At 66.6% G+C, this 22,654-nt stretch carries 17 protein-coding genes and 1 pseudogene; 11 read left to right on the top strand and 7 right to left on the bottom strand.

Translation table 11 applies throughout. The annotated features are described in order from the left end of the window. Positions 1 to 18 precede the first annotated feature (18 nt). Together B133_RS0118405 and B133_RS0118400 are read left to right on the top strand one after the other, a co-directional pair. Positions 19 to 1,494: an FAD-binding oxidoreductase gene (locus B133_RS0118405; RefSeq protein WP_026256600.1), complete on the top strand. Its 1,476-nt coding sequence runs from the start codon at positions 19 to 21 to the stop codon at positions 1,492 to 1,494. A gap of 165 nt (positions 1,495 to 1,659) precedes the next feature. Beyond that, on the top strand, positions 1,660 to 2,775 hold the full coding sequence (locus B133_RS0118400; RefSeq protein ID WP_018603122.1) for a GGDEF domain-containing protein: 1,116 nt from the start codon (positions 1,660 to 1,662) through the stop codon (positions 2,773 to 2,775). 65 nt (positions 2,776 to 2,840) lie between these two features. Here the strand turns inward: B133_RS0118400 and hrpA are convergent, their stop codons facing one another. Further along, a complete protein-coding gene (gene hrpA / locus B133_RS0118395) occupies positions 2,841 to 6,812 on the bottom strand; it encodes an ATP-dependent RNA helicase HrpA (RefSeq protein WP_018603121.1) in 3,972 nt (1,323 codons plus the stop codon). Between the two features lie 229 nt (positions 6,813 to 7,041). On the opposite strand from hrpA, the gene B133_RS0118390 reads away from it, so the two are divergent. Then, entirely contained in the window at positions 7,042 to 7,764 is a 723-nt protein-coding gene (locus tag B133_RS0118390) for a type 1 glutamine amidotransferase (RefSeq protein ID WP_018603119.1), read from the top strand. 11 nt (positions 7,765 to 7,775) lie between these two features. Here the strand turns inward: B133_RS0118390 and B133_RS0118385 are convergent, their stop codons facing one another. Next, a complete protein-coding gene (locus B133_RS0118385; RefSeq protein WP_026256599.1) occupies positions 7,776 to 8,669 on the bottom strand; it encodes a mycobacterial-type methylenetetrahydrofolate reductase in 894 nt (297 codons plus the stop codon). Positions 8,670 to 8,849: 180 nt separating this feature from the next. Between B133_RS0118385 and B133_RS0118380 the strand changes: the two genes are divergently transcribed. Continuing rightward, the gene (locus B133_RS0118380) at positions 8,850 to 9,302 is read left to right on the top strand and encodes a 6,7-dimethyl-8-ribityllumazine synthase (protein ID WP_018603115.1); all 453 of its coding nucleotides are present in this window, start codon (positions 8,850 to 8,852) and stop codon (positions 9,300 to 9,302) included. A gap of 115 nt (positions 9,303 to 9,417) precedes the next feature. Continuing rightward, the gene (locus B133_RS0118375; RefSeq protein ID WP_026256598.1) at positions 9,418 to 10,038 is read left to right on the top strand and encodes a TetR/AcrR family transcriptional regulator; all 621 of its coding nucleotides are present in this window, start codon (positions 9,418 to 9,420) and stop codon (positions 10,036 to 10,038) included. 65 nt (positions 10,039 to 10,103) lie between these two features. Here B133_RS0118375 and B133_RS0118370 read toward each other — a convergent pair whose 3' ends face one another. Both B133_RS0118370 and B133_RS0118365 read right to left on the bottom strand, forming a co-directional pair. After that, complete coding sequence (locus B133_RS0118370; protein ID WP_081618300.1) at positions 10,104 to 10,667, bottom strand: hypothetical protein; 564 nt, start codon at positions 10,665 to 10,667, stop codon at positions 10,104 to 10,106. An 82-nt stretch (positions 10,668 to 10,749) separates the two neighbouring features. Then, on the bottom strand, positions 10,750 to 11,385 hold the full coding sequence (locus B133_RS0118365) for a cutinase family protein (protein ID WP_018603111.1): 636 nt from the start codon (positions 11,383 to 11,385) through the stop codon (positions 10,750 to 10,752). Positions 11,386 to 11,557: 172 nt separating this feature from the next. Between B133_RS0118365 and B133_RS0118360 the strand changes: the two genes are divergently transcribed. Then, positions 11,558 to 14,380, top strand: a complete 2,823-nt coding sequence (locus B133_RS0118360) for an FAD-binding and (Fe-S)-binding domain-containing protein (RefSeq protein ID WP_018603110.1) — start codon at positions 11,558 to 11,560, stop codon at positions 14,378 to 14,380. 83 nt (positions 14,381 to 14,463) lie between these two features. Continuing rightward, on the top strand, positions 14,464 to 15,153 hold the full coding sequence (locus tag B133_RS0118355; RefSeq protein WP_051088068.1) for a cutinase family protein: 690 nt from the start codon (positions 14,464 to 14,466) through the stop codon (positions 15,151 to 15,153). A 21-nt stretch (positions 15,154 to 15,174) separates the two neighbouring features. Here B133_RS0118355 and B133_RS0118350 read toward each other — a convergent pair whose 3' ends face one another. Further along, a complete protein-coding gene (locus tag B133_RS0118350; protein ID WP_018603106.1) occupies positions 15,175 to 16,671 on the bottom strand; it encodes a potassium/proton antiporter in 1,497 nt (498 codons plus the stop codon). A gap of 80 nt (positions 16,672 to 16,751) precedes the next feature. Between B133_RS0118350 and B133_RS23040 the strand changes: the two genes are divergently transcribed. After that, positions 16,752 to 17,444, top strand: coding sequence for a TrkA family potassium uptake protein (locus tag B133_RS23040; protein ID WP_051088140.1), 693 nt, complete (start codon positions 16,752 to 16,754; stop codon positions 17,442 to 17,444). Between the two features lie 76 nt (positions 17,445 to 17,520). Beyond that, positions 17,521 to 20,070, top strand: a complete 2,550-nt coding sequence (locus tag B133_RS0118340) for an RNA helicase (protein ID WP_018603104.1) — start codon at positions 17,521 to 17,523, stop codon at positions 20,068 to 20,070. A gap of 89 nt (positions 20,071 to 20,159) precedes the next feature. On the opposite strand, the gene B133_RS0118335 is transcribed toward B133_RS0118340, so the two are convergent. Next, on the bottom strand, positions 20,160 to 20,960 hold the full coding sequence (locus B133_RS0118335) for an enoyl-CoA hydratase/isomerase family protein (RefSeq protein WP_018603103.1): 801 nt from the start codon (positions 20,958 to 20,960) through the stop codon (positions 20,160 to 20,162). A gap of 18 nt (positions 20,961 to 20,978) precedes the next feature. Further along, positions 20,979 to 21,506 carry a TetR/AcrR family transcriptional regulator gene (locus tag B133_RS0118330; RefSeq protein ID WP_157626049.1) on the bottom strand — a complete coding sequence of 176 codons (528 nt, stop codon included), beginning with the start codon at positions 21,504 to 21,506 and terminating at the stop codon, positions 20,979 to 20,981. Between the two features lie 165 nt (positions 21,507 to 21,671). On the opposite strand from B133_RS0118330, the pseudogene B133_RS23900 reads away from it, so the two are divergent. Together B133_RS23900 and B133_RS0118325 are read left to right on the top strand one after the other, a co-directional pair. Further along, a pseudogene (locus B133_RS23900) lies at positions 21,672 to 22,081 on the top strand (hypothetical protein); the annotation flags it as partial. Between the two features lie 73 nt (positions 22,082 to 22,154). Next, positions 22,155 to 22,595, top strand: a complete 441-nt coding sequence (locus tag B133_RS0118325) for a nitroreductase family deazaflavin-dependent oxidoreductase (protein ID WP_026256592.1) — start codon at positions 22,155 to 22,157, stop codon at positions 22,593 to 22,595. The last annotated feature ends 59 nt before the right edge of the window (positions 22,596 to 22,654 follow it).

Raw genomic sequence — 22,654 nt, 5'->3', positions numbered from 1 at the left:
GCGCCGACCGTCGGCACCATGACCTCGCAGATCTCTCGTCAGACCTTCTTACGCGGGGCACTGGGACTGGCGACCGCCGGGGCACTTGGAGCGTGCCGGGACAGTCCCGCACCTCCTCCGGCCGGCTCGACGATGGCTGCCGGGCCACCGGGCTGGGTCGCCCTGTCCGGTTCGCTCGACGGCAAGGTCATCCTGCCGGATGACGCGGAATTCCCTTCCGCCAAGAGCATTTTCAACAGCCGGTTCGACGGCACGAGACCTGCCGCGGTGGTCGTGGCCAACTCGTCCGGCGACGTGTCGAAAGCCGTCGTATTCGCCGCCGAGCACGCCATCAAGGTTGCGCCCCGTAGCGGCGGGCACTCCTACATCGGCGCCTCGGCGACATCGGGCGCGATGGTCATCGACTTACGCGGGCTGCCCCGCGCCATCGACTACGACAACGGCACCGGCCTGGTGACGGTTGCAGCCGCCACCGATCTCGACACGGTGCAGAGCGCACTCGCCGAGCACGGCTGCTCGATTCCCACCGGAAGCTGCCCGAGCGTCGGTGTCGCGGGCCTGACGCTGGGCGGCGGCCTGGGTTCCGATGCCCGGCGCTACGGACTGACGTGCGACAGCCTGGTTTCGGCGACCGTCGTCGTGCCTAGTGGCGAGACGGTCACCGCGTCATCGGACGACCACGAAGACTTGCTCTGGGCGCTGCGGGGCGGCGGAGGCGGGTGCGGCGTGGTCACCTCGTTCACATTCCATACCTTCGCAACCGTCGACCGCGACGTCGTCACCCTCACGTTCCCCGAAACGGCTGCGGCACAACTGCTCTACGGATGGCACCACTGGCTGGGCACGGCACCGCGGGAGATCTGGGGCATGGTCAACCTGACCTCCGGCCCAGGCACCGACCTGCAATGCAGTGTCGTGCTGGCGGCTCCCGCACAGACCGGCGACCAAGCGGCGTCTGCCCTGGCCGCCGCGATCGGCACAGCCCCACTGAGCACCCGAACCCAGACCCTTGGCCACCTGGACTTCGTCCACTACTTCGAGGGCGGCAGCGATGCCACCAGGCCCCGGGCCTTCGTCGCGGGCTCGGACATCGCGGCGGAAATGACCCACGCCGCCGCCGAATCCATCGTCGCCGCGTTGTCCGCCTGGACCAAGGGCGCAGGGGCCGCGACCGCTGTCGTCGAATCACTCGACGGCGCCGTGACCGACACGGCACCCGACGCCACCGCCTTCCCGTGGCGGCGCCACGCCGCCTGCGTGCAGTGGTACACCGAGCCGACGTCATCGGCCGCCGTCGAGACCGCCACCGGTTGGCTGCGCGACGCGCACCACGCGGTGCAAGCGAATTCGGTCGGCGGATATGTCAACTACGTCGAGGCCGGCATGCCCGCGGCCCGCTACTTCGGGCACAACCTGGATCGGCTGAATACCGTCCGGTCTCACTACGATCCCGCCGGGCTGATCTGCACGGCGTTGGGACCGACGTCGCGGTGACACCCTCCCCCTGACACTAGCCGTCGTTGCTCGTTGATCGACTCCGGCACCAAAAACGCACAGGAGAACGTTAGCTGGCGATCGGCGCGGTATTGCTACTATCGGCCCGCAGATGTCGTAAGTTCCCGCACTATGCGGAGGTTTGGGAAATCGGGGGGCGGCGAGGTGAGCGGGATACCGCAACAGACTCACCAGTTCGACTGGCTCAGCACCTACATCCGGGACCGCGGTCTACGACGCCGCTGGCAGTGGGTGACGGCCCTGTATACCGCCGTGTTGGCGGCGCTTCCGCTGTTGATGATCTGGAGCCCAAACGGTCCCGACCATCTGGCCTCCAGAATGATTGCGGTGGGCACCGCAGCACTCGGATTTCTCAGCGCCCTGGTGTGGCTGGTGCACTGGCCCACCAGAAGGCAGTCGTCGCTGTTTTTGCTGGCTGCGAGCGGTGTTACCGCGCTCGGGTGCGCCTCCCTGTCCAATCCGTACTCGGCCCTCATGGGTTGTGTGGTCTTCGCAGTGCTCGGCGGATTCATCGCGTACTTCCACACTTTGCGCTACGTCGTCGGCAATCTCGTGGTCTGCGCAGTGTGCGCGGCCGTTTTTGCGTCCCGGCTCATCAAGGACACGGGTGATATCGCCCTGGCGGCTGCCGCCGTGCTGACCGTGGTGGTGCTCAATACCGGTGTCCCGTTCGGGATCCGGTCCCTGGTGCACGCCCTGCGCTCGGACCTCACGGTGTCCGATCACGATCCGCTCACCGGCCTGCACACCCGACGCGCCTTCTACCGCTCGGCGCACGGCCTGATTCGGCATCAGGCCGTGGGGTCACATCTGGTGGTCCTCGTGATCGACTTGGACAACTTCAAACTGCTCAACGACACGTGGGGGCATGCCCTCGGGGACCGGGCGCTGGCCCGGGTCGGGGCGGCCTTGCGGGACAACTGCCCGTCGGCGGCGGTGATCGGACGGCTCGGGGGCGAGGAGTTCGTCGTAGCCGACATCCACAGCACACCGCGGCCGGCCGACCTTGCCGAGCGGATTCGCCGGGCGACCGCGGCACTCCCTTACCCCACGACCGCCAGCATCGGCAGCGCCAGCGCCTCACTCGACGGTGCCGGAACAACCCCTGATCCGCGATTCCTCGACAATGTCATCGTCGCGGCCGACCTGGCAATGTATGCGGCCAAACGCGCCGGTGGGAACCAGGCGTGCCACTACGCCGATCTGCATCCCGCCCCCCTGCTCCGCGAGCGACCGTGTCTGTACACCGACACGCCGTGAATTGCGTGCATTTGCGGTCGCTCGCGGGGTGATCTAGGCGCCGGCAGAAGGCCGGACGGGGCCCATCAGTTCTGAATCGCGTTGATCGCCTTGTAGATACGCTGCTCGCTGACCGGGCGCGGGGTCCCGAGCTGCTGAGCCCACAGGCTCACCCGGAATTCCTCGATCTGCCACGCGATCTCGCTCACTTTCGGATCGACGGCGCGGGCCTGCGAAAGCGCCTGCACCACATCGTCATAAGCGTCCTCGACAGCGTGCACTCTGGCCATCCGCTCGCGGTCGGCAGCCACGGCCTGCGGCAATCGCTCCAACCGGCGACTGATCGCGGTGACATACCGGGCGAGGTCGGCCAACCGCGACGCACCCGCGGCGGTCACAAACCCCTTGGGCAGCAAGCGGTCCAGTTGAGAGCGAATGTCGGCCACCGCGTCGGCTTGCGCCGGCAGCGGTTTGTCCGGCAGCGCGACATGTACCTCGTGGGCCGCCGTCAGCACGGCCTGCACCCGGTTCACCACGGCCGTGGTGGTCGGCCCCAGTTCTTTGGCGGCTTGCTGCGCCAGTGCGGTGAAATCAGCCCTGGTCCACACCGTCCGCTTCAGCAGAACACCGGCCGCCGCATCGGCACAGTCCTCGAGCAGCGCGGCCAGGGTGCCGTCCGGGTTGGTGTTGAGGGTGAGGCGCACGCGGGGGTTCAGACTGCGTTCGATCGCCTTGACCGGTGAAGGCACCGTGAGCCGCAGCAGCCGACGCAGACCCGGGCCCATCGCCGCGGTCTGTTCGGCCTGGGCCGCGAACACCCGGATGTCCACGGCGTTGCCGGTGTCCACGAACGCCGGGTAGCCACGCACGGTGTGACCGCCCGAGACGTTCTCGACGCTGCGAGGCAGTTCATCGAGATCCTCGGGCCAGCTGCGTAACCCGCTACATTCCAGGCCTCCTCCGAGAGCGTCGGCCACCGCCGCGGCGACTGGCACCGCCAGCTGCTCACGCAACGCATCGATGTCCTTACCCCGGGCCACCTCGGTGCCGTCGGTGGATTCGACGGAAAAGGTCACCCGTAGATGCTCGGGTACCTTGTCCAGATCGAACGCGTCGATCGGCACCAGGACGCCGCTGCGCCTCCGCAGTTCGCGTTGCACCTCGTCCAACAGTGAACCGGCGGCCGGATCGAGATCGGGCAGGATGGCCCGCGCGGTGTCGGGTGCCGGCACGAAGTTGCGCCGCAGGTCCTTGGGCAGCGACTTGATCAACGCCGTCACCAGCTCCTCCCGCAAAGCGGGTACCTGCCAAGCGAATCCGTCGCCACCGAGGCGGGCCAGCACTCCCACCGGAACATGCACGGTGACACCGTCGTCGGCTGCGCCGGGTTCGAAGCGGTAGCTGAGCGGCAGCGTCAGATCATCGGTTTGCCAGGTGTCAGGGTGTTCGTCGTCGGCGTCGGTACGCAGCAGATCGGCGCGGGTGAAGGTAAGTAGGTTCGGGGTCTGGTGCCGCTGTTTCTTCCACCAGGCATCGAAGTGGCGGGCCGAGATGACATCCGCGGGAACGCGGGCGTCGTACAGCGCGAAGATATCGTCGTCGCCGACGATCAGATCACGACGGCGGGCCCGCTCCTCCATCTCCTCCAGCTCTGCGCGCAACCGCGCGTTGTCACGGAAGAAGTGGTGCCGGGTCTGCCAATCCCCCTCGACGAGCGCGTGCCGAATGAACAGCTCCCGGGCCAACTCCGGGTCCACCTGCGCATAGCCGACACGCCTGCGCGCCACGAGCGGCAATCCGTAGAGCGTCACGCGCTCGAAAGCCATCACCGTGCCGCGCTTGGCATCCCAGTGTGGTTCGCTGTAACTGCGCTGTACCAGATGCCCCGCCACGCGTTCGATCGCCTCGGGCTCGATGCGGGCCGCGATGCGCCCGAACAACCTGCTGGTCTCCACCAGATCGGCCACCACGATCCAGTGGGGTGGCTTCTTGGTCAGCACCGAGCCCGGCGCCAGGACGAAGCGGGTGTTGCGGGCCCCCAGGAACTCCCGGGAATCGCGTCCGCGGGTCTCCTCACGCATCCCGACGTGCGACAGCAGACCCGCCGCAAGCGCGGCATGTATGCGCGACGGGTCGGCCGGCTCGTCACTCTCGCGAATTCCGATGTCGCGGGCGATGCTGCGCAACTGCCCCACCAGATCCTGCCACTCCCGGATCCGCAGGTAGTGCAGGAACTCCTCGCGACACATCCGTCGGAAGGCATTGCCGGACAGCTCATTTCGTTGCTCTCGCAGATACCTCCACAGATTCAGGTAGGACACGAAATCGGAGTGCTCATCGGCGAACCGGGCGTGTTTCTGCCGCGCGGCCTCCTCGCGGTCGGCGGGACGTTCGCGCGGGTCCGGGATCGACAGCGCGGCTGCCAGCACCAGCACCTCGGCCACGCAACCTTCGGCCTCGGAGGCGAGGATCATCCGGCCGATCCGGGGGTCCAGCGGCAAACGGGACAGCCGACGGCCGATATCGGTCAGCCCACCGTCGGCGCTGAACGCACCGAGTTCCTGTAGCAGGCCGACACCGTCGCGGATGCTGCGCGGATCCGGCGGATCCAGGAAGGGGAACTGCGCGGGACCCTCCAGGTCACCGAGTCCCAGGGCCGCCATCTGCAGGATGACCGCGGCTAGGTTGGTGCGCAGGATCTCCGGATCGGTGTAGCGGGGCCGGGATTCGAAGTCTTCCTGGGAGTACAACCGGATGCAGATACCGGGTGCGGTGCGGCCCGACCGGCCGGCGCGCTGCGCAGCCGAAGCCTGCGAGATCGGTTCGATCGGCAGGCGCTGCACCTTGGTACGGCGGCTGTAGCGGGAGATGCGGGCCGTACCGGGGTCGACGACGTAGCGGATCCCCGGAACCGTCAGCGAAGTCTCGGCGACGTTGGTGGCCAGCACAATTCGGCGCAACGCCCGGCTGGGCTGGAACACTTTCTGCTGGTCGGCGGTCGACAGCCGCGCATACAGCGGCAACACCTCGGTGTTCTGGCCGACCACCGTACGCAGGGCATCGGCGGCGTCCCGGATTTCACGCTCGCCAGACAGGAAGACCAGCACGTCACCGGGTGGCTCGGCTTCCAACTCGGCGACCGCATCGATGATGGCTTCGACCGGATCCCTGATTTCGGTACGCACGATCTCGTGATCGGGATCGTCGGGGTCGGCCGAGTCTGATTCTGAATCACCGAGCGTCACAGGCACTTCCAGCGGCCGGTACCGGATCTCGACCGGATACGTCCGGCCCGACACCTCGACAATCGGTGCGCCGCCGCTATATCCATGTTCGGCGCCGCCGCTATATCCATGTTCGGCACCGCCGAAGTGCCTCGCAAAGCGCTCCGGCTCAATCGTCGCCGAGGTGACGATCACCTTCAGATCGGGCCGCCGCGGCAACAGCTCTCGCAGATAGCCGAGCAGGAAGTCGATGTTGAGGCTGCGTTCGTGGGCTTCGTCGAGGATGAGCGTGTCGTAACGCAGCAGCCGGCGGTCTCGTTGAATCTCCGCGAGCAGAATGCCGTCGGTCATCAGTTTGACCAATGTTGCGTCGCTGGCCTGATCGGTGAACCGCACGGTATAGCCGACCGCCTCACCAAGCGGGGTCGCCAACTCGTCGGCGATGCGCTGGGCGACGGTCCGCGCGGCCAGTCGACGCGGCTGCGTGTGACCGATGGTGCCGCGGATGCCGCGCCCGAGTTCCAGGCAGATCTTGGGCAGCTGCGTCGTCTTACCCGAGCCGGTGGCGCCCGCGACGATCACCACCTGGTTTTCGCTTATGGCCTTGGCGATCTCGTCGCGCCGCTGCGTGACCGGTAGATCCGGGTAGGTGATGGACGGGACGGCGGCCTGGCGCGTGAGCACCAGGGCCTCCGCCGCGCGGAATTGTTCTATGAGGTTCGTCGGGACACTGGCGTCACGAAGATTCCGCAACCGTCGGCCCAGGCGGGCGGCGTCACGGATCGTCAGGTCGTCGAGGCGGGAGCGCAGCTCGGCGACTGATGGTTCGGACACCCGACAAGGGTAGCGACGTCCCATCACCGGTCACGATGCGATCAGCGTGGCTGCGATTGATCGGCGGGTTCCGGACTGCGGGCGTATCCGCCTCTGGCGCCGACCGTCGAAAAACAGGTGGCAAAAGCTCCGACACCATCCGGATGACGGCTCCCATGGCCGACTACACGAAGTAGGCCGTCGCAGACCCAGTTCCCGATTGTGATCGGTTCGGGAACTACCATGAGGCGTGGCAAAAGTACTGTTCATCCGCAACGACCCCGCCGAGCCCGGGACGACGCTGAGTGAGGCCTTCGCCGAAAATGGATTCGACGTCGACACCTTCGCCGTGGTTTCGCGCGATCAACTGGAAAACCCAGCCATCGAGGTGGACTTTCCCGACTTGACCCGTTACGACGTGGTGGTCACGATGGGCGGGCGCTGGGGGGTGTACGACGACGCCCTGCGTGACACCTGGGTCGGCACTCAGATGGCCCGGCTACGTGAGGCGGCCGACGCCGGTGTTGGTCTGTTGGGCGTGTGCTTCGGCGGCCAATTGCTCGCGCAGACCTTCGGCGGGTCCGTCGGCAAGTCCAGTTCACCCGAGGTCGGCTGGTACGACATCAGCACAGACGATCCGCAACTGATCCCGCCAGGCCCGTGGTTCCAGTGGCATTTCGATCGCTGGACGACGCCACCCGGCGCCACCGAAATCGCCCGTAACAGCAACGCGCCGCAGGCGTTCGTGCTGGGCCGCACGCTGGCCCTGCAGTTCCACCCCGAACTCGATCCGGCGTTGCTGGAGGTCTGGATGGGCGAAGACCAGGACGGAGCCGCCGCCGCGGCGGTCGGTCTGACCCAGGATGAATTACGTTTGCGGACAAAAGAACTCGCGGACGACTCCGCCGTGCGCATGCGCGCGCTGGTACGCGGTTACCTGTCACGGGTGGTCCGCGCCGCGCCACAGTCTTGAGCTGAGCGGGGTCAGGCGCGATCCGGCGCCCAGTAGGCGAGCATCTCGGCGAATGTTGCGAACGCAGGCTTGGACACTCCGTAGGCCGCCTCGAAGTGAATGCTCAGCGGGAAGCCGAGGTCGGCCACCCCGTCGATCACCCGCTTGTACAGGTCCAGCATCAGCTTGCGTTTGTCGTCCGGGTCACGATCCGCGAGCTGGCCGAGGAATTCCTGCTCGGCGGCAACAGCCTCGTTGCCCGGGTCCTGGATCAGCCAGTTGATCAGACCGACCTTGGACTCCATCTTCGGTACGAAGCCGAATGACAGCATGATCTCGGGTCGGTGGTCGGTGGTCTCGGCGAATTCCTTGAGGAATCCGACGATGGTGTCGGAGTACAGCAGCTGCGTCATGCCGTACGTCGCGCCCCGCTCGCATTTGAACTTGAACCGGCCCTGCTCGCCGTCGCGGGTCGGGATGAGGATGGCTCCCCGATTGGGCACCAGCTGCTCATAGATCGACAGCGCGTCGGTGGGCGCGACGCCCTCACCCTCGCCGTCCTTCATCGTCCTCGGTACGCCGACGAAGGCGATGCCGTCGAAACCGGCCGCGCTCAGATCGGCCAGCCGCCGGCCCAGTGCCGCCTCGTCCAAAAACGAGGTGACCTGCGTGCACAGACCACCCATGCCGGGCAGCTCGGGCCGCAGGATGTTCCAGTAGTCCAGGACATCCATCCGCGGCTTCATCTCGACCGGACGGTCGTCGTCCTCGTCGATCATCCCCGGGATCATGACGTGGCGGATCCGGCCTTCGATCCCGGTCTCGGCAGCCAGCGCGAGCACTTTGTGCGCTTCGTCGACGGGGTACTGCACGCCGCGTTCCAGGTTCGGCGGGACGAGTTCCAGCGCGATGGTGTTCAGGGGCACGAACTTGCTCCACATCTCATTGCGTTCAGTCGCAGCATGCCGGGCAGCACTGACCAACAGCAGCCGATGACCTCCAGCCTACGTATGGGGGCCGCCGCGGTGACGGGCCGGTCACCTGGACGAGCGCGAACGCGTCGACGCGTACCTCGGTGGCGATTGGTACTGCGGTACCGTCACGGCATGACTGACGCAGCCACCCAGATCGCGTTCGTGCAGGCCGCCTGGCACCGCAATATCGTCGACCGTGCGCGTGAAGGTTTCACCGAGCGGATCCGGACAGTCGGCTTCAGTGATGACCACCTCGAATTCTTCGAGGTACCCGGCGCGTTCGAAATCCCGCTGACGGCGAAGCGATTGGCGCGCAGCGGCCGGTACCGGGCGGTGGTCGCCGCGGCGCTGGTGATCGACGGCGGCATATACCGGCACGAATTCGTTGCGACGGCCGTCGTCGACGGCCTGATGCGAGTCCAGCTCGATACCGATGTCCCGGTGTTCTCGGTGGTGCTGACGCCGCACCATTTCCACGAGCACGACGAACACGTCCGCTACTTCACCGAGCATTTCGTCAAGAAGGGGGCCGAGGCGGCCGACGCCGTCGCTGCGACCCTGGAGCTGCACAAGTCCCTGGGTTAGCGACCGGACGCGGACCGGTCATCATCCAGCACCCCTCGAACCGGATGATCGGCCGATCGTCGAGCCAACATTAACATGAACCCCGTTCATGTTATCAGTGTGGGACTATGCCTAGGTGGTCACCCAAACCGGGTTACGTCGCCGCCAGCCGGTGCAGGAACGCAGCAAGCGACGGGTCCAGCGAATCCTCGCCGCCGCGATGGAGCTGCTGGAGGCTCACGGCGCCGACGCGGTGACCACCCGGGCGATCGCCGAACGCGCCGATGTACCGGTAGCGACGGTGTACCAGTTCTTCCCGAACCGGGACGCCATCCTGTCGGAGATCCTGTTGGAGCATCTCGATCAGCGCGATGCCGACGGCGCTGCCATGCTGGGTGCGATGGCGCCGAGCAGCCTGAGCGAGGTTGCCCATACGCTCTTCGACTTTCACTACCAACACCTGCACGCCCGTCCACAGTTGGTGACGCTGCACTACAACAGCCTGGCGCGTGGCCTGCTGGCCGACCCGAGGCTGCGCCGCGCAAAGTTCGCCAATGCCCTCCACTCAGCACTGCTGGCGTGGCAGTTGGTGCGGCCAGACACCGATCCGCTGGTAACCGCGGTGGCGGTGGAGATGGGTGACCGTCTACTCGAAGTCGCCCACCGGGCCGGGCCGGAGGGGGACCGCTCTGTGCTTGCCGAAGGCGCCCGCGCGCTGACCGCGTATCTGCAGACCTACGCCGTCTTGCAGGATTGACCCGTCGGCCATGGCCGGCAGATACTTCCGCTTCTGCGCATCGGCACCGAATACGGGGTTGCCCGCTACCGTTTCGCGCCCACCTCGGCGGGCAACGGTGGGGGCAGCGGTGTTGACGGTGTTGCTGATTCCAGCGGCTGCGGGACGTTCTGCGCTGTCGGTGCGCTCTCCGGCGCCGGACTCCCCTGAGGCGCCCCTTGCGGCGTCGAGGTACCCGGTCGATGGAAATCGACCATGGTTTCCTCGCGGATCGTCGTGTTCCCCTGGCTGACCACCAACGACTTTGCCGTCACCACGTAGGTGAAACCGCTGGATTCCGCGCGGAAGCCATCGCCGGACGGTGTGGCTGCCACGACCAGTTTGGCCCCGTCCCGCACGCGCACACCGCGGTACTCGTAGGTGTTGCCGGTCTTGCAGATCGCCACCCGCGAGGCGTCGGTGCTGCCGTAGAGCACCGTCGCGTCGACGGTCCCGCACCGCGCGGTGGAATCGACGAACCCCTGGGCGTCGGTGGCCGGACCTGCTGATGCGGGCGCCAAGGAAGCCGCCAGCAGCGCCGTACCCAACGCTGTGGCAACGACCAGCTGAGGTACGGGCAACCCGCGCATCGACAACAAAGAACGCACCATCACGGTCCACGACACCACGCGCGGGGGCGACGTGGGAGGGGTCGAAGCCGAGTTAGGACCCGATTGTTAGCTCCCCGAAACGTCAGAGGCGACCGGCGACGAAATTCGCCGCCCGGTCGCTGTAGGGCGGCAGTTCGTAGTTGCTGTGTGCCGCGCGGTCCCGGCCGCGCTGGACACAAATCGGGTCACCCGGGCTGCACTGGTCGATGGCACGGCCCGCGAACAGTCCGGTGCTCGACAGCGGCGTGCCGAAACGCTGACCGGGATTGCCGAACACCGCGACCGCCCGGATCTGGTCGGCGCTCGGCGGCGGCAGCGGCGGGGCCGACCCGAACGAACCGATGGTGTTGCCCAACGGCGGCACGCCCGCCAGCATCGACACGACCGCCGCACCCTGGGAGAACCCGCCCAACACCAATTGGGTCCCCGGGCACTGCCCTACCATCCAGGCGATGTGCGCGGCCGCGTCGTTGGCGCCGTCAGCCGTGGTGAGGAAGTTGATGCTGGCGGGATAGTTCACGCCGTAGGTACTCACGGAACGTCCGCCCAGTTGTGGCACCAGCGCGTCGACGAACGCCTGCCCCACCCGGCCGATACCGGGCGGCTCACCCGTACCCCTCGCGAACACCACATCGACGTCGGCGCACGGGTCGGCGGTTGCCGGGTGGACCGGACCGGCGCCGACGAGCGCCACGATCAGCATGGCGGTCAGCACCATTCGGCGTATCAGCTGCGTCAACCCCCGGTGGCTCATCCGCCGATCAAAACACACCCGCGGCGCATATGCGGTCGTTCACGGATGTGGCTGCTGTTGTGCGACCTGCCGGACCTGACGCTCCTCGTGGCGCCGCACCAATGCGCGGAAGCCGCACCAGTCGTATTTCGGTAGCGTGCGAACCGTGATCGACGCAGCCGGGCTGGCCTCAGCACTGGGCCGCGCCGGCGTGCGCGATGTCGCCGCCGACGACACCACCCGCGCGTTGTACACCTCTGATGCGTCGCTGTATCGTGTGCTGCCCTTGCTGGTGGTACGGCCGTACGACGACGCTGAGGTGGACGCGGTCTTGACCGTTTGTCGCCGCGAAGGCGTCCCGCTGACCTCCCGTGGCGGGGGAACTTCGATCGCAGGCAATGCCATCGGCTCCGGTGTGGTCGTGGACTTCAGCCGGCACATGAACCAGGTGTTCGGCATCGACGTCGAATCCCGCACCGCGGTGGTGCAGCCCGGGGTCGTCCAGGCCGATCTGCAGCGTCGAGCCGCCGCTGTCGGTCTGCGGTACGGCCCCGACCCGTCTTCGTTCAACCGCGCCACGATCGGTGGCATGGTCGGCAACAACGCCTGCGGGTCACGGGCATTGGGCTACGGCCGGACGTCCGACAACCTGCTCGGGGTCCGCGGCTATACCGGCTCCGGCGCGCGGTTGGACACGGCCGCCGACGATCACGGCCCGATCATGCAGGCGCTGCGCGAGGTCGCCGCCGCACATCTGAGCACCATCCGCACCGAGCTGGGCACCTTCGGACGTCAGGTGTCCGGCTATGCGCTCGAGCACCTGGCGCCCGAACGTGGTTTCGACGTCACCCGGATGATGGCCGGCTCGGAGGGCACACTCGCGGTCCTGACCGAGGCCACGGTGCGGCTCGTGACTGATCCGGTCCACGCGGTGTTGGTTGTGCTCGGTTACGACGACATCGTCGCTGCCGGTGACGCGGCGCCCGGTGTGCTGGCCTTCTCACCCACGGCGTGCGAGGGCCTCGATTCACGCATCGTCGACGTGGTGACCCAGCGCCGCGGACCGAGCGCCGTGCCGCCGCTGCCGCGAGGACGGGCCTGGCTGTTCGTCGAGATAGCCGGCGACGATCTCGACGATGTGCTCGACCGGGCCGCGCGGGTGTCCACGGAATGCGATGCCGTGGCCGCCCGCGTCGTCACCGATGCCGCCGACAAGGCCGCGCTGTGGCGCATTCGTGCCGACGGGGCCGGGCTGTCGTCGCGCAGCCCGGCCGGCCGGCCCGCCCACGCGGGCTGGGAGGACGCCGCGGTGCCGCCGCACCGGCTCGGTGCCTATTTACGCGAATTCGATGCGCTGATGGCCGAATTCGGCGTCACCGGGCTGCCGTACGGGCATTTCGGTGACGGCTGCCTGCACATCCGAATCGACTGGCCGCTCGAGCGGTTCGGCGGCGTCGCAATCTTCCGCGAATTCATCACCGCTGCAACGCATCTTGTGGTCGGATACCACGGTTCGCTGTCTGGGGAACACGGCGATGGCCGGGCCCGCAGCGAACTGCTCGCCATGATGTACTCGCCCGCCGCGCTCGACGCTTTCGCGGCGGTCAAACACATCTTCGACCCGGGCAACGTACTCAACCCGGGGGTGATCGTCGACCCCCGCCCACTCGACGCGGATCTGCGGGTTCCCGCGGCACCTGCGCTGCGGCGTGACCTGGCCTTCGCCTACCGCCAAGACGGCGGGGACTTCAGTCAGGCTGTGCATCGTTGCACCGGAGTCGCCAAATGCCGTGCCGACACCCGCGCGACCGGCGGGGTGATGTGCCCGTCGTATCTGGCGACGCACGATGAGAAAGACTCCACGCGGGGCCGCGCGCGGGTGCTGCAGGAGATGATCAACGGCACCGCGGTCACCGGTGGCTGGCGGGCGCCGGAGGTGCACGAGGCGCTCGATTTGTGCTTGTCCTGCAAGGGCTGCACCTCGGACTGCCCGACCGGGATCGACATGCCGATGTTCAAATCCGAAGTGCTGCATCAGAGTTACCGTCGGCAGCTGCGCCCGGTCACGCACTACTCACTCGGCTGGCTGCCACGCTGGGCACGGCTGGCCGGCACAGCTCCCGGTCTGGTCAACGCCGCTGCCCGGCTGCCGGGCGTGGACCGGCTGGCACGGCACGTCGCAGGCATCGACCAACGCCGCACCATCCCACGGTTTGCTCCCCGGACCTTCCGGCATTGGTTCGGCCGCACGCACACCCAGCCGGCGACTGGTGATCCGGTGCTGTTGTTCGTCGACACGTTCACCGACTACTTCACCCCCGAGGTCGGCCAGGCAGCCGTGGCGGTGCTGGAAGCTGCGGGCCTGCGGGTGCAGCTGACGCGGCGGCCGCAGTGCTGCGGTCTGACCTGGATCAGCACCGGCCAGCTCGATGCCGCCAGACGCATCCTGGGGCGCACCATCGACGAGCTGACCGAGACTGCCCGCGCCGGAGTCCCGATCGTCGGCCTGGAGCCGTCCTGCACAGCGGTGCTCCGTTCGGACGCCGGCGAACTGCTCGGCGAGAAGGCTGGTCCGGTCGCAGCCGCCACCCGCACGCTCGCCGAGTTGCTCACCGAAAGATCCTGGCAGCCACCACGACTCGACGACATCTCGGCAGTGGCCCAACCACACTGCCATCACCACGCGGTGATGACGTGGGGTGCCGACGCCGCGCTGCTGCGCGATGCCGGCGCGGTGGTCCGCAAATTGGGTGGATGTTGCGGTCTGGCAGGCAATTTCGGCGTGGAGAAAGGCCACTACGAGGTGTCTGTCGCGGTCGCCGAACAGCAGCTGCTACCGGCCGTGCGCGAGGCGGAGCCCGGCACTGTGGTGCTGGCCGACGGCTATTCGTGCCGCACCCAACTGCACGACCTGGCCCAGACCCACGGGCTGCACCTGGCCGAATTGCTGTCGGCAGGCCTAAGTGAGTCGCGGCGCTGACGCCAGCCTGTTGACAGAGTGGTAAAAGTGGTTATCGGGAAAAGATCTGCAGGGCGCCGATCCGGAACACGTCGAGGAGAATCATGCCTGTCGGCACGACCCCTCGACATCGTCGCCGCTTGCGAACGGGAACGCACAGCGCGCTCGCTGTCGTCGTGATGACCACAGTCGCCGCCACGGTCCCGACACCGACGGCCTCCGCGGCCCCGAAGTGCTCCGACGTCGAGGTCATTTTCGCGCGGGGCACCGATGAGCCACCGGGCATCGGTGCCGTCGGGCAGGCTTTCGTGGACGCGCTGCGTCCCATGGTGAAGGGATCGACGCTCAGCAGCTACGCGGTCCAGTACCCCGCATCGTGGGATTTTCTCAAGGCCGCGGCCGGTGCTACCGACATGAGCAACCGCGCGCAGAACACCGCGTCAAGATGCCCGAAGACGCAGATCGTGCTCGGCGGCTACTCGCAGGGCGCGGCTGTCGTCGATGTCGTCGCCACCTCCCCCGTCGGTGGTTTGGGCTACTCCGCGCCGCTGCCGGCCGCCGTCGTCCCGCGGATCGCCTCAATCGTGGTCTTCGGTAATCCGTCGGCGCGTCTCGGCCAGCCGCTGACACGGATGAGCCCCGACTTCGGCGCCAGAACCGCCGACTTGTGCAACACCAACGACCCCGTCTGCTCGCTCGGCCGGGATTTCGACGCACATGTCCGCTATCAGCAGTCCGGCTTGATACAGCTCGGTGCACAATGGGCGTCGCGCCACATCAAGCAACGCGTCTGACGCCTCGCCGGCGCCACGCGCTCAGTCCAGCTGACCGTATTCGTCGAACCAGTACGCCAGCTTGCCTCGGCGACTGACGGCCCGCAGCCGCGCTTCGGTGGTGGGCCGGACCTTGCTCGTGGTGACGATGAGGAGCTCGTCGCCGACCTCGATGCGCGTATCGGGCAGCGGAACGAAGGTGTGCCCGTCCCGGATGATCAACGTGATGACCGCGGGGTGCGGCAGCCGCAGTTCGAGGATCGTGACGTTCTGCAGACGCGACGCCGGCTGCACTGTCATGGTGAGCAGCTCGGCGTCGAGGACATCCAGCGGCGCTGCTTCGACCTGGATCTCCCGAGCGGCTTCGGGGGTCACCAGGCCCAGCCGCTGCGCGACGAAACGCAGGCTGGGGCCCTGGACCAGGGTGAAGATCACCACCAGCACGAACACGATATTGAGCAGGCGGTGGCTGTCCGTCACGCCTACCACGATCGGAAAGGTGGCCAGCACGATCGGGATCGCGCCGCGTAGCCCTGCCCATGACAGAAACAGCTGCTCGCGCACGGGGATACGGAACCCGATCAGCGATCCCAGTACAGAGATCGGACGGGCGACCAGTAGCAGGACGAGGCCGATGATGATGGCCGGGATCACGTCGGGTGCCAGTTCATGCGGGTTGACCAGCAGCCCGAGAAGCACGAACAGGCCGATCTGAGCCAGCCAGCCGAGCCCCTCGGCGAACGACCGGGTCGCCGACCTGTGCGGCAATCCTGAATTGGCGAGCACGACCGCGGCGAGATAGGCCGCGATGAACCCGCTGGCGTGAGCGCTGCCGCTGGCGGCGAACGCGACGAGTCCCAGCCCGAACGTCGCGATCGGGTACAGCCCTGACGCGGGCAGCGCGATGCGGCGCAGAGCGATCGCACCCAGAAGACCTACCGCCAGGCCGAGCGCGATACCGACCACCAGCTCATACAACAGATCGGTGAGCGCACCCTCGGGTTCCAGCACGAAAGGCACCACGCTGAACATGAGCACGAGGATCACCGCGGGGGCATCGTTGAATCCGGATTCCGCCTCGAGCAGGCCCGCCAGACGCCGGGGCAGCGGCAGCACGCGCAGGACCGAGAACACCGCTGCTGCGTCGGTCGGCGCCACGATCGCCCCGAGCAACAGGGCGAGCTGCCAATCCATGCGCAGTAGCACGTGGGCACCCACCGCCGTCACCACCGTACTGATCAGCACGCCGACGATGGCCAGCGACGCTGCTGGCGCCAGCACTTTGCGAATGTCGGAGTACCGCGTCGTCAAACCGCCCTCGACGAGGATCACCGCGAGCGCGGCGGTACAGATGTTCCTGGCGAGTTCGACGTTGTCGAAGTTCAGCCCCAGTCCGTCCTCGCCCAGAACGACGCCGACCAACAGGAACAGCAGCAAGCTGGGGAACCCCACGCGCGTCGCGACGCGCGTACCGATGATGCTTGCGAGCAGCACGAGGCCTCCGATCAAGAGGGCCAGGTACAGCTGTTGCAAGCTCATCAACGTGAAAGTAAATCAGTACCGAAGTCTGCAGTGAGCCCCGGTGTGTACGCAAAGATGACTAAGTGGCGGAACGGAAGATGCGAATCGCGATCGCAGGGGCAGGCAACGTAGGACGGTCGGTCGCGCGAGAATTGCTCGGTTACGGCCACAAGGTCTTGTTGATCGAGCACGAACGGCGCAAATTCGAGCCCGAGACGGCTCCAGGTGCGGACTGGTTGTTGGCCGACGCCTGCGAGCTCACCACAATGGAGGAGGCCGGGATCCAGACGTGCGACGTGCTGATCGCGGCGACGGGTGACGACAGGGCCAATCTGGTTATTGGCCTGCTTGCCAAGACCGAGTTCAAGGTGCCCCGAGTGGTGGCCCGCATCAATGACGTCCGCAGCCAGTGGCTGTTCGGCCCCGAATGGGGTATCGACGTCGCGGTGTCGACTCCGGGCGCGTTGGTCGCCGGTGTCGAGGGCGCTATCGACGTGGGCCATCTCGTACGGCTGATGAGGCTACGAGGCGGAACGTCCGAGCTGACGAAGCTGACTCTGCCCGAAGCCAACCCGCTCGTCGGGCAGCGGGTCGACCAGTTGGAGCTACCGTCGAACACGGCGTTGGTGACGGTGGTCCGGGGCCGGCACGTCATCTTGCCGCGCCCCGACGAAGTGCTTGAGGCCGGTGACGAGATGCTGTTCATCGCCAATCGTTCCGCCGAAGGATCGCTGCTCGCCGCGGTTCACGGCGGCGAGTTCCTCCATGACATGCTCGGCGGGGACGAGTGACAGCCCCTAGCGGAATGGTCGGGCACCGGTCAGGCACGCTGGTCACCACAATGGCCACTCCCACCGCTCCCACCCGATGACTGCTGCGCTGCTCGACGACCCCGGCGACTTGTCCGCGCTGCGCGCCCGCAGCTCCAGCCCCGACGAGCTGTTCACCGACTTCGCCGCGTGGGCCGAGGCCAACGGCACCGTGCTCTACCCGGCGCAGGAAGAAGCGTTGATCGAGCTGGTCAGCGGGGCCAACGTGGTGCTCGCCACCCCGACCGGGTCAGGCAAGTCGCTGGTGGCCACGGGTGCGCTGTACGCCACGCTCGCTTTGGGGGGCCGCAGTTACTACACGGCCCCGATCAAAGCCTTGGTCAGTGAGAAGTTCTTCGCGCTCTGCGAGATTTTTGGCGCAGTGAATGTCGGCATGCTCACCGGCGACGCCGCGGTCAACTCCGATGCGCCGATCATCGCGTGCACCGCAGAAGTGCTCGCGAACATTGCGTTGCGGGAGGGTGCGCAGGCCGATATCGGCCTGGTGGTGATGGACGAGTTCCACTTCTACGGCGATCCCGACCGCGGCTGGGCGTGGCAGGTCCCGCTGCTGGAGTTGCCGCGGGCCCAGTTCCTGTTGATGTCGGCCACACTCGGTGATGTCACGTTCCTGCGCGAGGACCTCACCCGGCGCACCGGTCGTCCTACGGCGCTGGTCGCGGGGGCCGAGAGACCGGTGCCGCTGTTCTACTCGTATGCGACTACGCCGATGCACGAGACGATTCAGGATCTGCTCGACACCAAACAGGCCCCGATCTATGTCGTGCACTTCACCCAGGCCTCGGCATTGGAACGCGCGCAGGCGCTGATGAGCGTCAACGTCTGCACCAAGGAGGAGAAAGCCTCGATCGCCGGGGCCATCGGCGAGTTTCGCTTCACCTCGGCGTTCGGGGCGACGCTGTCGCGGCTGGTCCGGCACGGCATCGGGGTGCATCACGCCGGGATGCTGCCGAAGTATCGGCGGTTGGTGGAGCAGCTCGCTCAGGCCGGCCTGCTCAAGGTCGTCTGCGGTACCGACACCCTCGGCGTCGGTATCAACGTGCCGATCCGCACGGTGGTGTTCTCGGCGTTGTCCAAATACGACGGCACGCGCACCCGGCTGCTCAGTGCCCGTGAGTTCCACCAGATCGCGGGCCGCGCCGGGCGAGCCGGCTACGACACCGCGGGCACCGTCGTCGTCCAAGCCCCCGACCACGAAGTGGAGAACCTCAAGCAGTTCGCCAAGGTGGCCAACGATCCGAAGAAGCGGCGAAAACTCGTGCGCCGTAAAGTTCCCGAAGGCATGGTGCCGTGGAGCGAGGCCACCATGAACCGCCTCGTCGCTGCCCCGCCGGAGGCACTGACCAGCAATATGCGGGTCTCCACGGCGATGATCCTCGACGTCGTGGACCGGCCCAGGGCGAGCGCAGCGACGGGAGACGGCTCAGACGACCCGTTCGTGACGATGCGCCGGCTGCTCACCGACAACCACGAACCACGCAAACGTCAACTCAGACTTGTCAAGGAGGCCGTCGGCATAGCCCGTTCGCTGCTGCAGGCCGGCGTGCTGGAGCGGCTCGACGTACCCGACTCCGACGGTAGGCGTTATCGGCTGACCGTGGACCTACCGCCCGACTTCGCGCTGAACCAGCCGTTGTCGACGTTCGCGCTTGCCGCGATCGACCTGCTCGATCCCGCAGCCGAAACCTATGCGCTGGACGTGGTTTCGGTGATTGAGGCGACGCTGGAGGATCCGCGCCAGATCCTGGGTGCCCAGTTGAACAAGGCGCGCGGCGAAGCCGTCGCACAGATGAAGGCCGACGGCATCGAGTACGACGAACGGATCGAGCTGCTCGACGACGTCACTTATCCCAAGCCGCTCGAAGAACTGCTCAACCACGCCTTCGACGTATATCTGCGCACGAACCCGTGGGCCGCGGACGGCCGGCTGTCGCCCAAGTCGATCGTGCGCGAGATGTGGGAGCGCGCCATGACCTTCCGGGAGTTCGTCAGCGGCTACGGGCTGACCCGCTCGGAGGGCGCGGTGCTGCGTTACCTGTCGGACGCATTCAAGGCTCTCCGCTCCGGAGTCCCCGCCGCGGCCCGCACCGAGGATGTCACCGATATCGTCGAATGGCTCGGCGAGCTTGTCCGCCAGGTAGATTCGAGCCTGCTCGATGAGTGGGAACAGCTCACCGACCCCGACCAGCCACACGACGTCCCCGTCGCGACACCCACGCGGCCACGGCCGCTGACCGGCAACGAACGCGCCTTCACTGCGATGGTCCGCAATGCGCTGTTCCGTCGGGTAGAGCTGTTCGCCCGGCGACGCTGGGAGGAGCTCGGTGAGCTGGATGGTGACGTGGAATGGGAAGAGGTGGGCGCCGCGTATTTTGCCGAGCATCCCAATGTGGGCACCGGTCCTGACGCACGCGGCCCCGCGATGTTGATCTTCGACCGTCAACCCGGCATGTGGCGGGTGCGGCAGATCCTCGACGACCCCGCAGGCGATCGAGACTGGGGTTTCGAGGTCGAGGTGGACCTCGAAGCGTCCGATGAAGCGGGAACGGCGGTGCTGCGGATGTTGGACGCAGGCCGCATGGACTGAACGGTCCGACGCGCGTCGATCAGGCAGGAGCACATCGCTAGGGCGACGGTGTTCGAGACACCGATGAAGGCCATGCACCACCGGCATGGTCAGGATCGAGCGGACGGGAACCGCGGTGGTCGCTTCTCGCGCAATGCGGTGTAGCCCTCGACCACATCGGGCCCCAGAAAGGTCAGCATCTCGTAGGCGGCCGATTGATCGAATACCGGACCGGCTTGGCGAAGCCAGTTGTTGATCGACCGTTTGGTCAGCCGGATGGCCTGCTGGGCACCCACCGCAAGACCATCCGCAATCCGCAACGCCTCGGCGAGAACCTGTTCGCGGGGAACGGCTTTGGCCACCAGGCCGATACGTTCGGCCTCGGTGCCGGTGACCATCTCACCGGTCATCAGGTAGTACTTCGCCTTGGCCATACCGGCCAGCAGGGGCCAGACGATAGCGGCATGGTCGCCCGCGGCAACACCGAGTTTGACGTGCCCGTCGCCGATCCGGGCGTCCTCGGCGACGATCGAGATGTCGGCGAGCAACGCGGCCACCGCGCCCGCGCCGACCGCGACTCCGTTGATCGCCGACACGATGGGCTTGTCACAGTTGATCATGTTGTAGACCAGATCGCTCATCTCGGTGAGCATGTGCGAAACCCGTTCGTAGTCACCGGCCATCCGCTCGACCATGGCCAGGTCACCGCCCGCGCTGAAGGCCTTGCCCGCGCCGGTGATCACCGCGACGCGGGTCTGGCTGTCGGCGGATACGTCCCGCCAGATGGTGGCCAGTTCGGCGTGCATCTCCTCATCGGCAGCGTTGTACTTCTCGGGACGGTCGATGGTGATCAGCAGGACCCCATTGTCCCGGCGGCTCAACGTCAGTTGCCGATAGTCGTTGAGATTCATCTTTCCTCCGTCTGGTGCTCAGCTGTCCTTGAGGCCTGCCGTCTTGATGGTCGCCAGTACCGCGGCACGGACGCGGTCGGCGACGCCCTGAGCGGATGAGCTGTCGAACTTCCCATCCAGGTGCAGGAACGCCAGCCCGTGCACGAGCCCCCACAGGGCGATCGACATCGCCTCCGGATCGGTAGACGGAAATGCTTGCTGCACAATGGAGTTGAGATAACCTCGGATGGCGTCGACCGCTGCCACCCGTTCTGCGTGCGTAGAATCGCACTGCTCGGCGAACATGACGCGGAAGAGTCCAGGGCGTGCCAACGCAAACCGGACGTAAGCCACGGCGACGGTGGCGAAGTCTTCGGGCTTCCTCGGCGCAGGATGGGCCGCCACGAGGTCTGCGGCCAACTCGCGGTAACCGACCGCGGCCACTTCCGACAGCAGGGCATTGCGATCGGCGAAATGTCGGTAGGGCGCCGCGGTGGAGACACCGGCCCGCCGCGCCGCGGCCCGCAGTGACAGCTCGGCCGCGCCCCCCTCCTCGAGGAGTTCCATCGCCGCACCCACCAGAGCCCTGGGTAGGTCCCCATGGTGATAGCGCGCGGCCGACGACACGGTGTCACGGTACCAAGTGTTGACACCGCTCACATTCGGTCCTAGTGTTAGCGGTGCTTACAAGATCTGAGCACCGCGCACATGCAACAAGGGAGCTGGCGCTGAATGTCATCGACCGATCAGGACACCGTCGAGGTCAAGCTAGGTAACCGGGTAGTCACCGTGCCGAAAGGTGGTCTGTATGACCGGTATCGGATGAACACCGATCTCGACGAAGTCACCAGCGACCCGCGTGTCAGCGACGTCGACTTCTACACCGAGGCGGCGGTCGGGGTCGCCGTCCGGCCCGCCCGCCACGGGGGACCCGGATTCTTGGACCTGCTGACCGGTCTCGGCAACGATCACCTCCACACCTATGTGTTGTCCCTGCCGGTCAACACCGACATTGCCCAGGTCCGCGGCCACGACGGTTACGGATTTCCCAAATGGGTAACCCAACTCGATGTCGACATCGACGAACGACCGCGCGGGTTGCCAATGCCGACGGCGAAACCGACGTCACCACCGAAGCTCAGCTCGCCCTGCACATACCGGTGCCCATCTCAGTCCAGACAATATCGGGCCCTACATCAGAATGAGAGCAAAGCGATGAACACCAATGCCCTGAAAGACGGCAGCGCCAAGTTGATGAACCTCGCGCACCGTCTTGTCCTCACAATCAGCGGGAAACGGCTGCTGGCCAAACCCTTCGGGATGCCTTTGGTCGAGCTTCACACGACCGGGCGCAAGTCCGGCCAGCCGCGGTCCTGCTACCTGACCACGCCCGTGCACGACGCCAACCGCATCGTGCTGGTCGCCTCGAAGGGCGGTGACGACCGCAATCCCGACTGGTATCAGAACCTGCGGGCGCACCCCGACGCCGAGTTGGTAATCAACGGCGAGCGTCGAAAGGTACACGCCCGCACCGCAAGTGCCGACGAGAAAGCCGAGCTGTGGCCGAAGATCATCGCCGCCTACAAGGGCTACGCGAACTATCAGAAGCGGACGACTCGTGACATTCCGGTGGTGATCTGCGAACTGCAGGGCTGAGACGGACTGACGTGTCGGCTTCTGTGCGGCCCAGGCGAAGGCACTACGAATACCGAAAT

The organism is Mycobacterium sp. 155 (assembly GCF_000373905.1).
Lineage (GTDB): Bacteria > Actinomycetota > Actinomycetes > Mycobacteriales > Mycobacteriaceae > Mycobacterium.
This window is presented reverse-complemented; position numbering and strand designations above follow the sequence as displayed.

Excerpts from the sequence above, each read along its gene's own strand:
- B133_RS0118325 (WP_026256592.1), top strand. The coding sequence starts at position 22,155 with ATGAACACCAATGCCCTGAAAGACGGCAGCGCCAAGTTGATGAACCTC.
- B133_RS0118380 (WP_018603115.1), top strand. The coding sequence starts at position 8,850 with ATGACTGACGCAGCCACCCAGATCGCGTTCGTGCAGGCCGCCTGGCAC.
- B133_RS0118355 (WP_051088068.1), top strand. The coding sequence starts at position 14,464 with ATGCCTGTCGGCACGACCCCTCGACATCGTCGCCGCTTGCGAACGGGA.
- B133_RS0118340 (WP_018603104.1), top strand. The coding sequence starts at position 17,521 with ATGACTGCTGCGCTGCTCGACGACCCCGGCGACTTGTCCGCGCTGCGC.
- B133_RS0118370 (WP_081618300.1), bottom strand. The coding sequence starts at position 10,667 with ATGGTGCGTTCTTTGTTGTCGATGCGCGGGTTGCCCGTACCTCAGCTG.
- B133_RS0118330 (WP_157626049.1), bottom strand. The coding sequence starts at position 21,506 with ATGGAACTCCTCGAGGAGGGGGGCGCGGCCGAGCTGTCACTGCGGGCC.
- B133_RS0118350 (WP_018603106.1), bottom strand. The coding sequence starts at position 16,671 with ATGAGCTTGCAACAGCTGTACCTGGCCCTCTTGATCGGAGGCCTCGTG.
- B133_RS0118405 (WP_026256600.1), top strand. The coding sequence starts at position 19 with ATGACCTCGCAGATCTCTCGTCAGACCTTCTTACGCGGGGCACTGGGA.
- B133_RS0118335 (WP_018603103.1), bottom strand. The coding sequence starts at position 20,960 with ATGAATCTCAACGACTATCGGCAACTGACGTTGAGCCGCCGGGACAAT.
- B133_RS0118365 (WP_018603111.1), bottom strand. The coding sequence starts at position 11,385 with ATGGTGCTGACCGCCATGCTGATCGTGGCGCTCGTCGGCGCCGGTCCG.
- B133_RS23040 (WP_051088140.1), top strand. The coding sequence starts at position 16,752 with ATGCGAATCGCGATCGCAGGGGCAGGCAACGTAGGACGGTCGGTCGCG.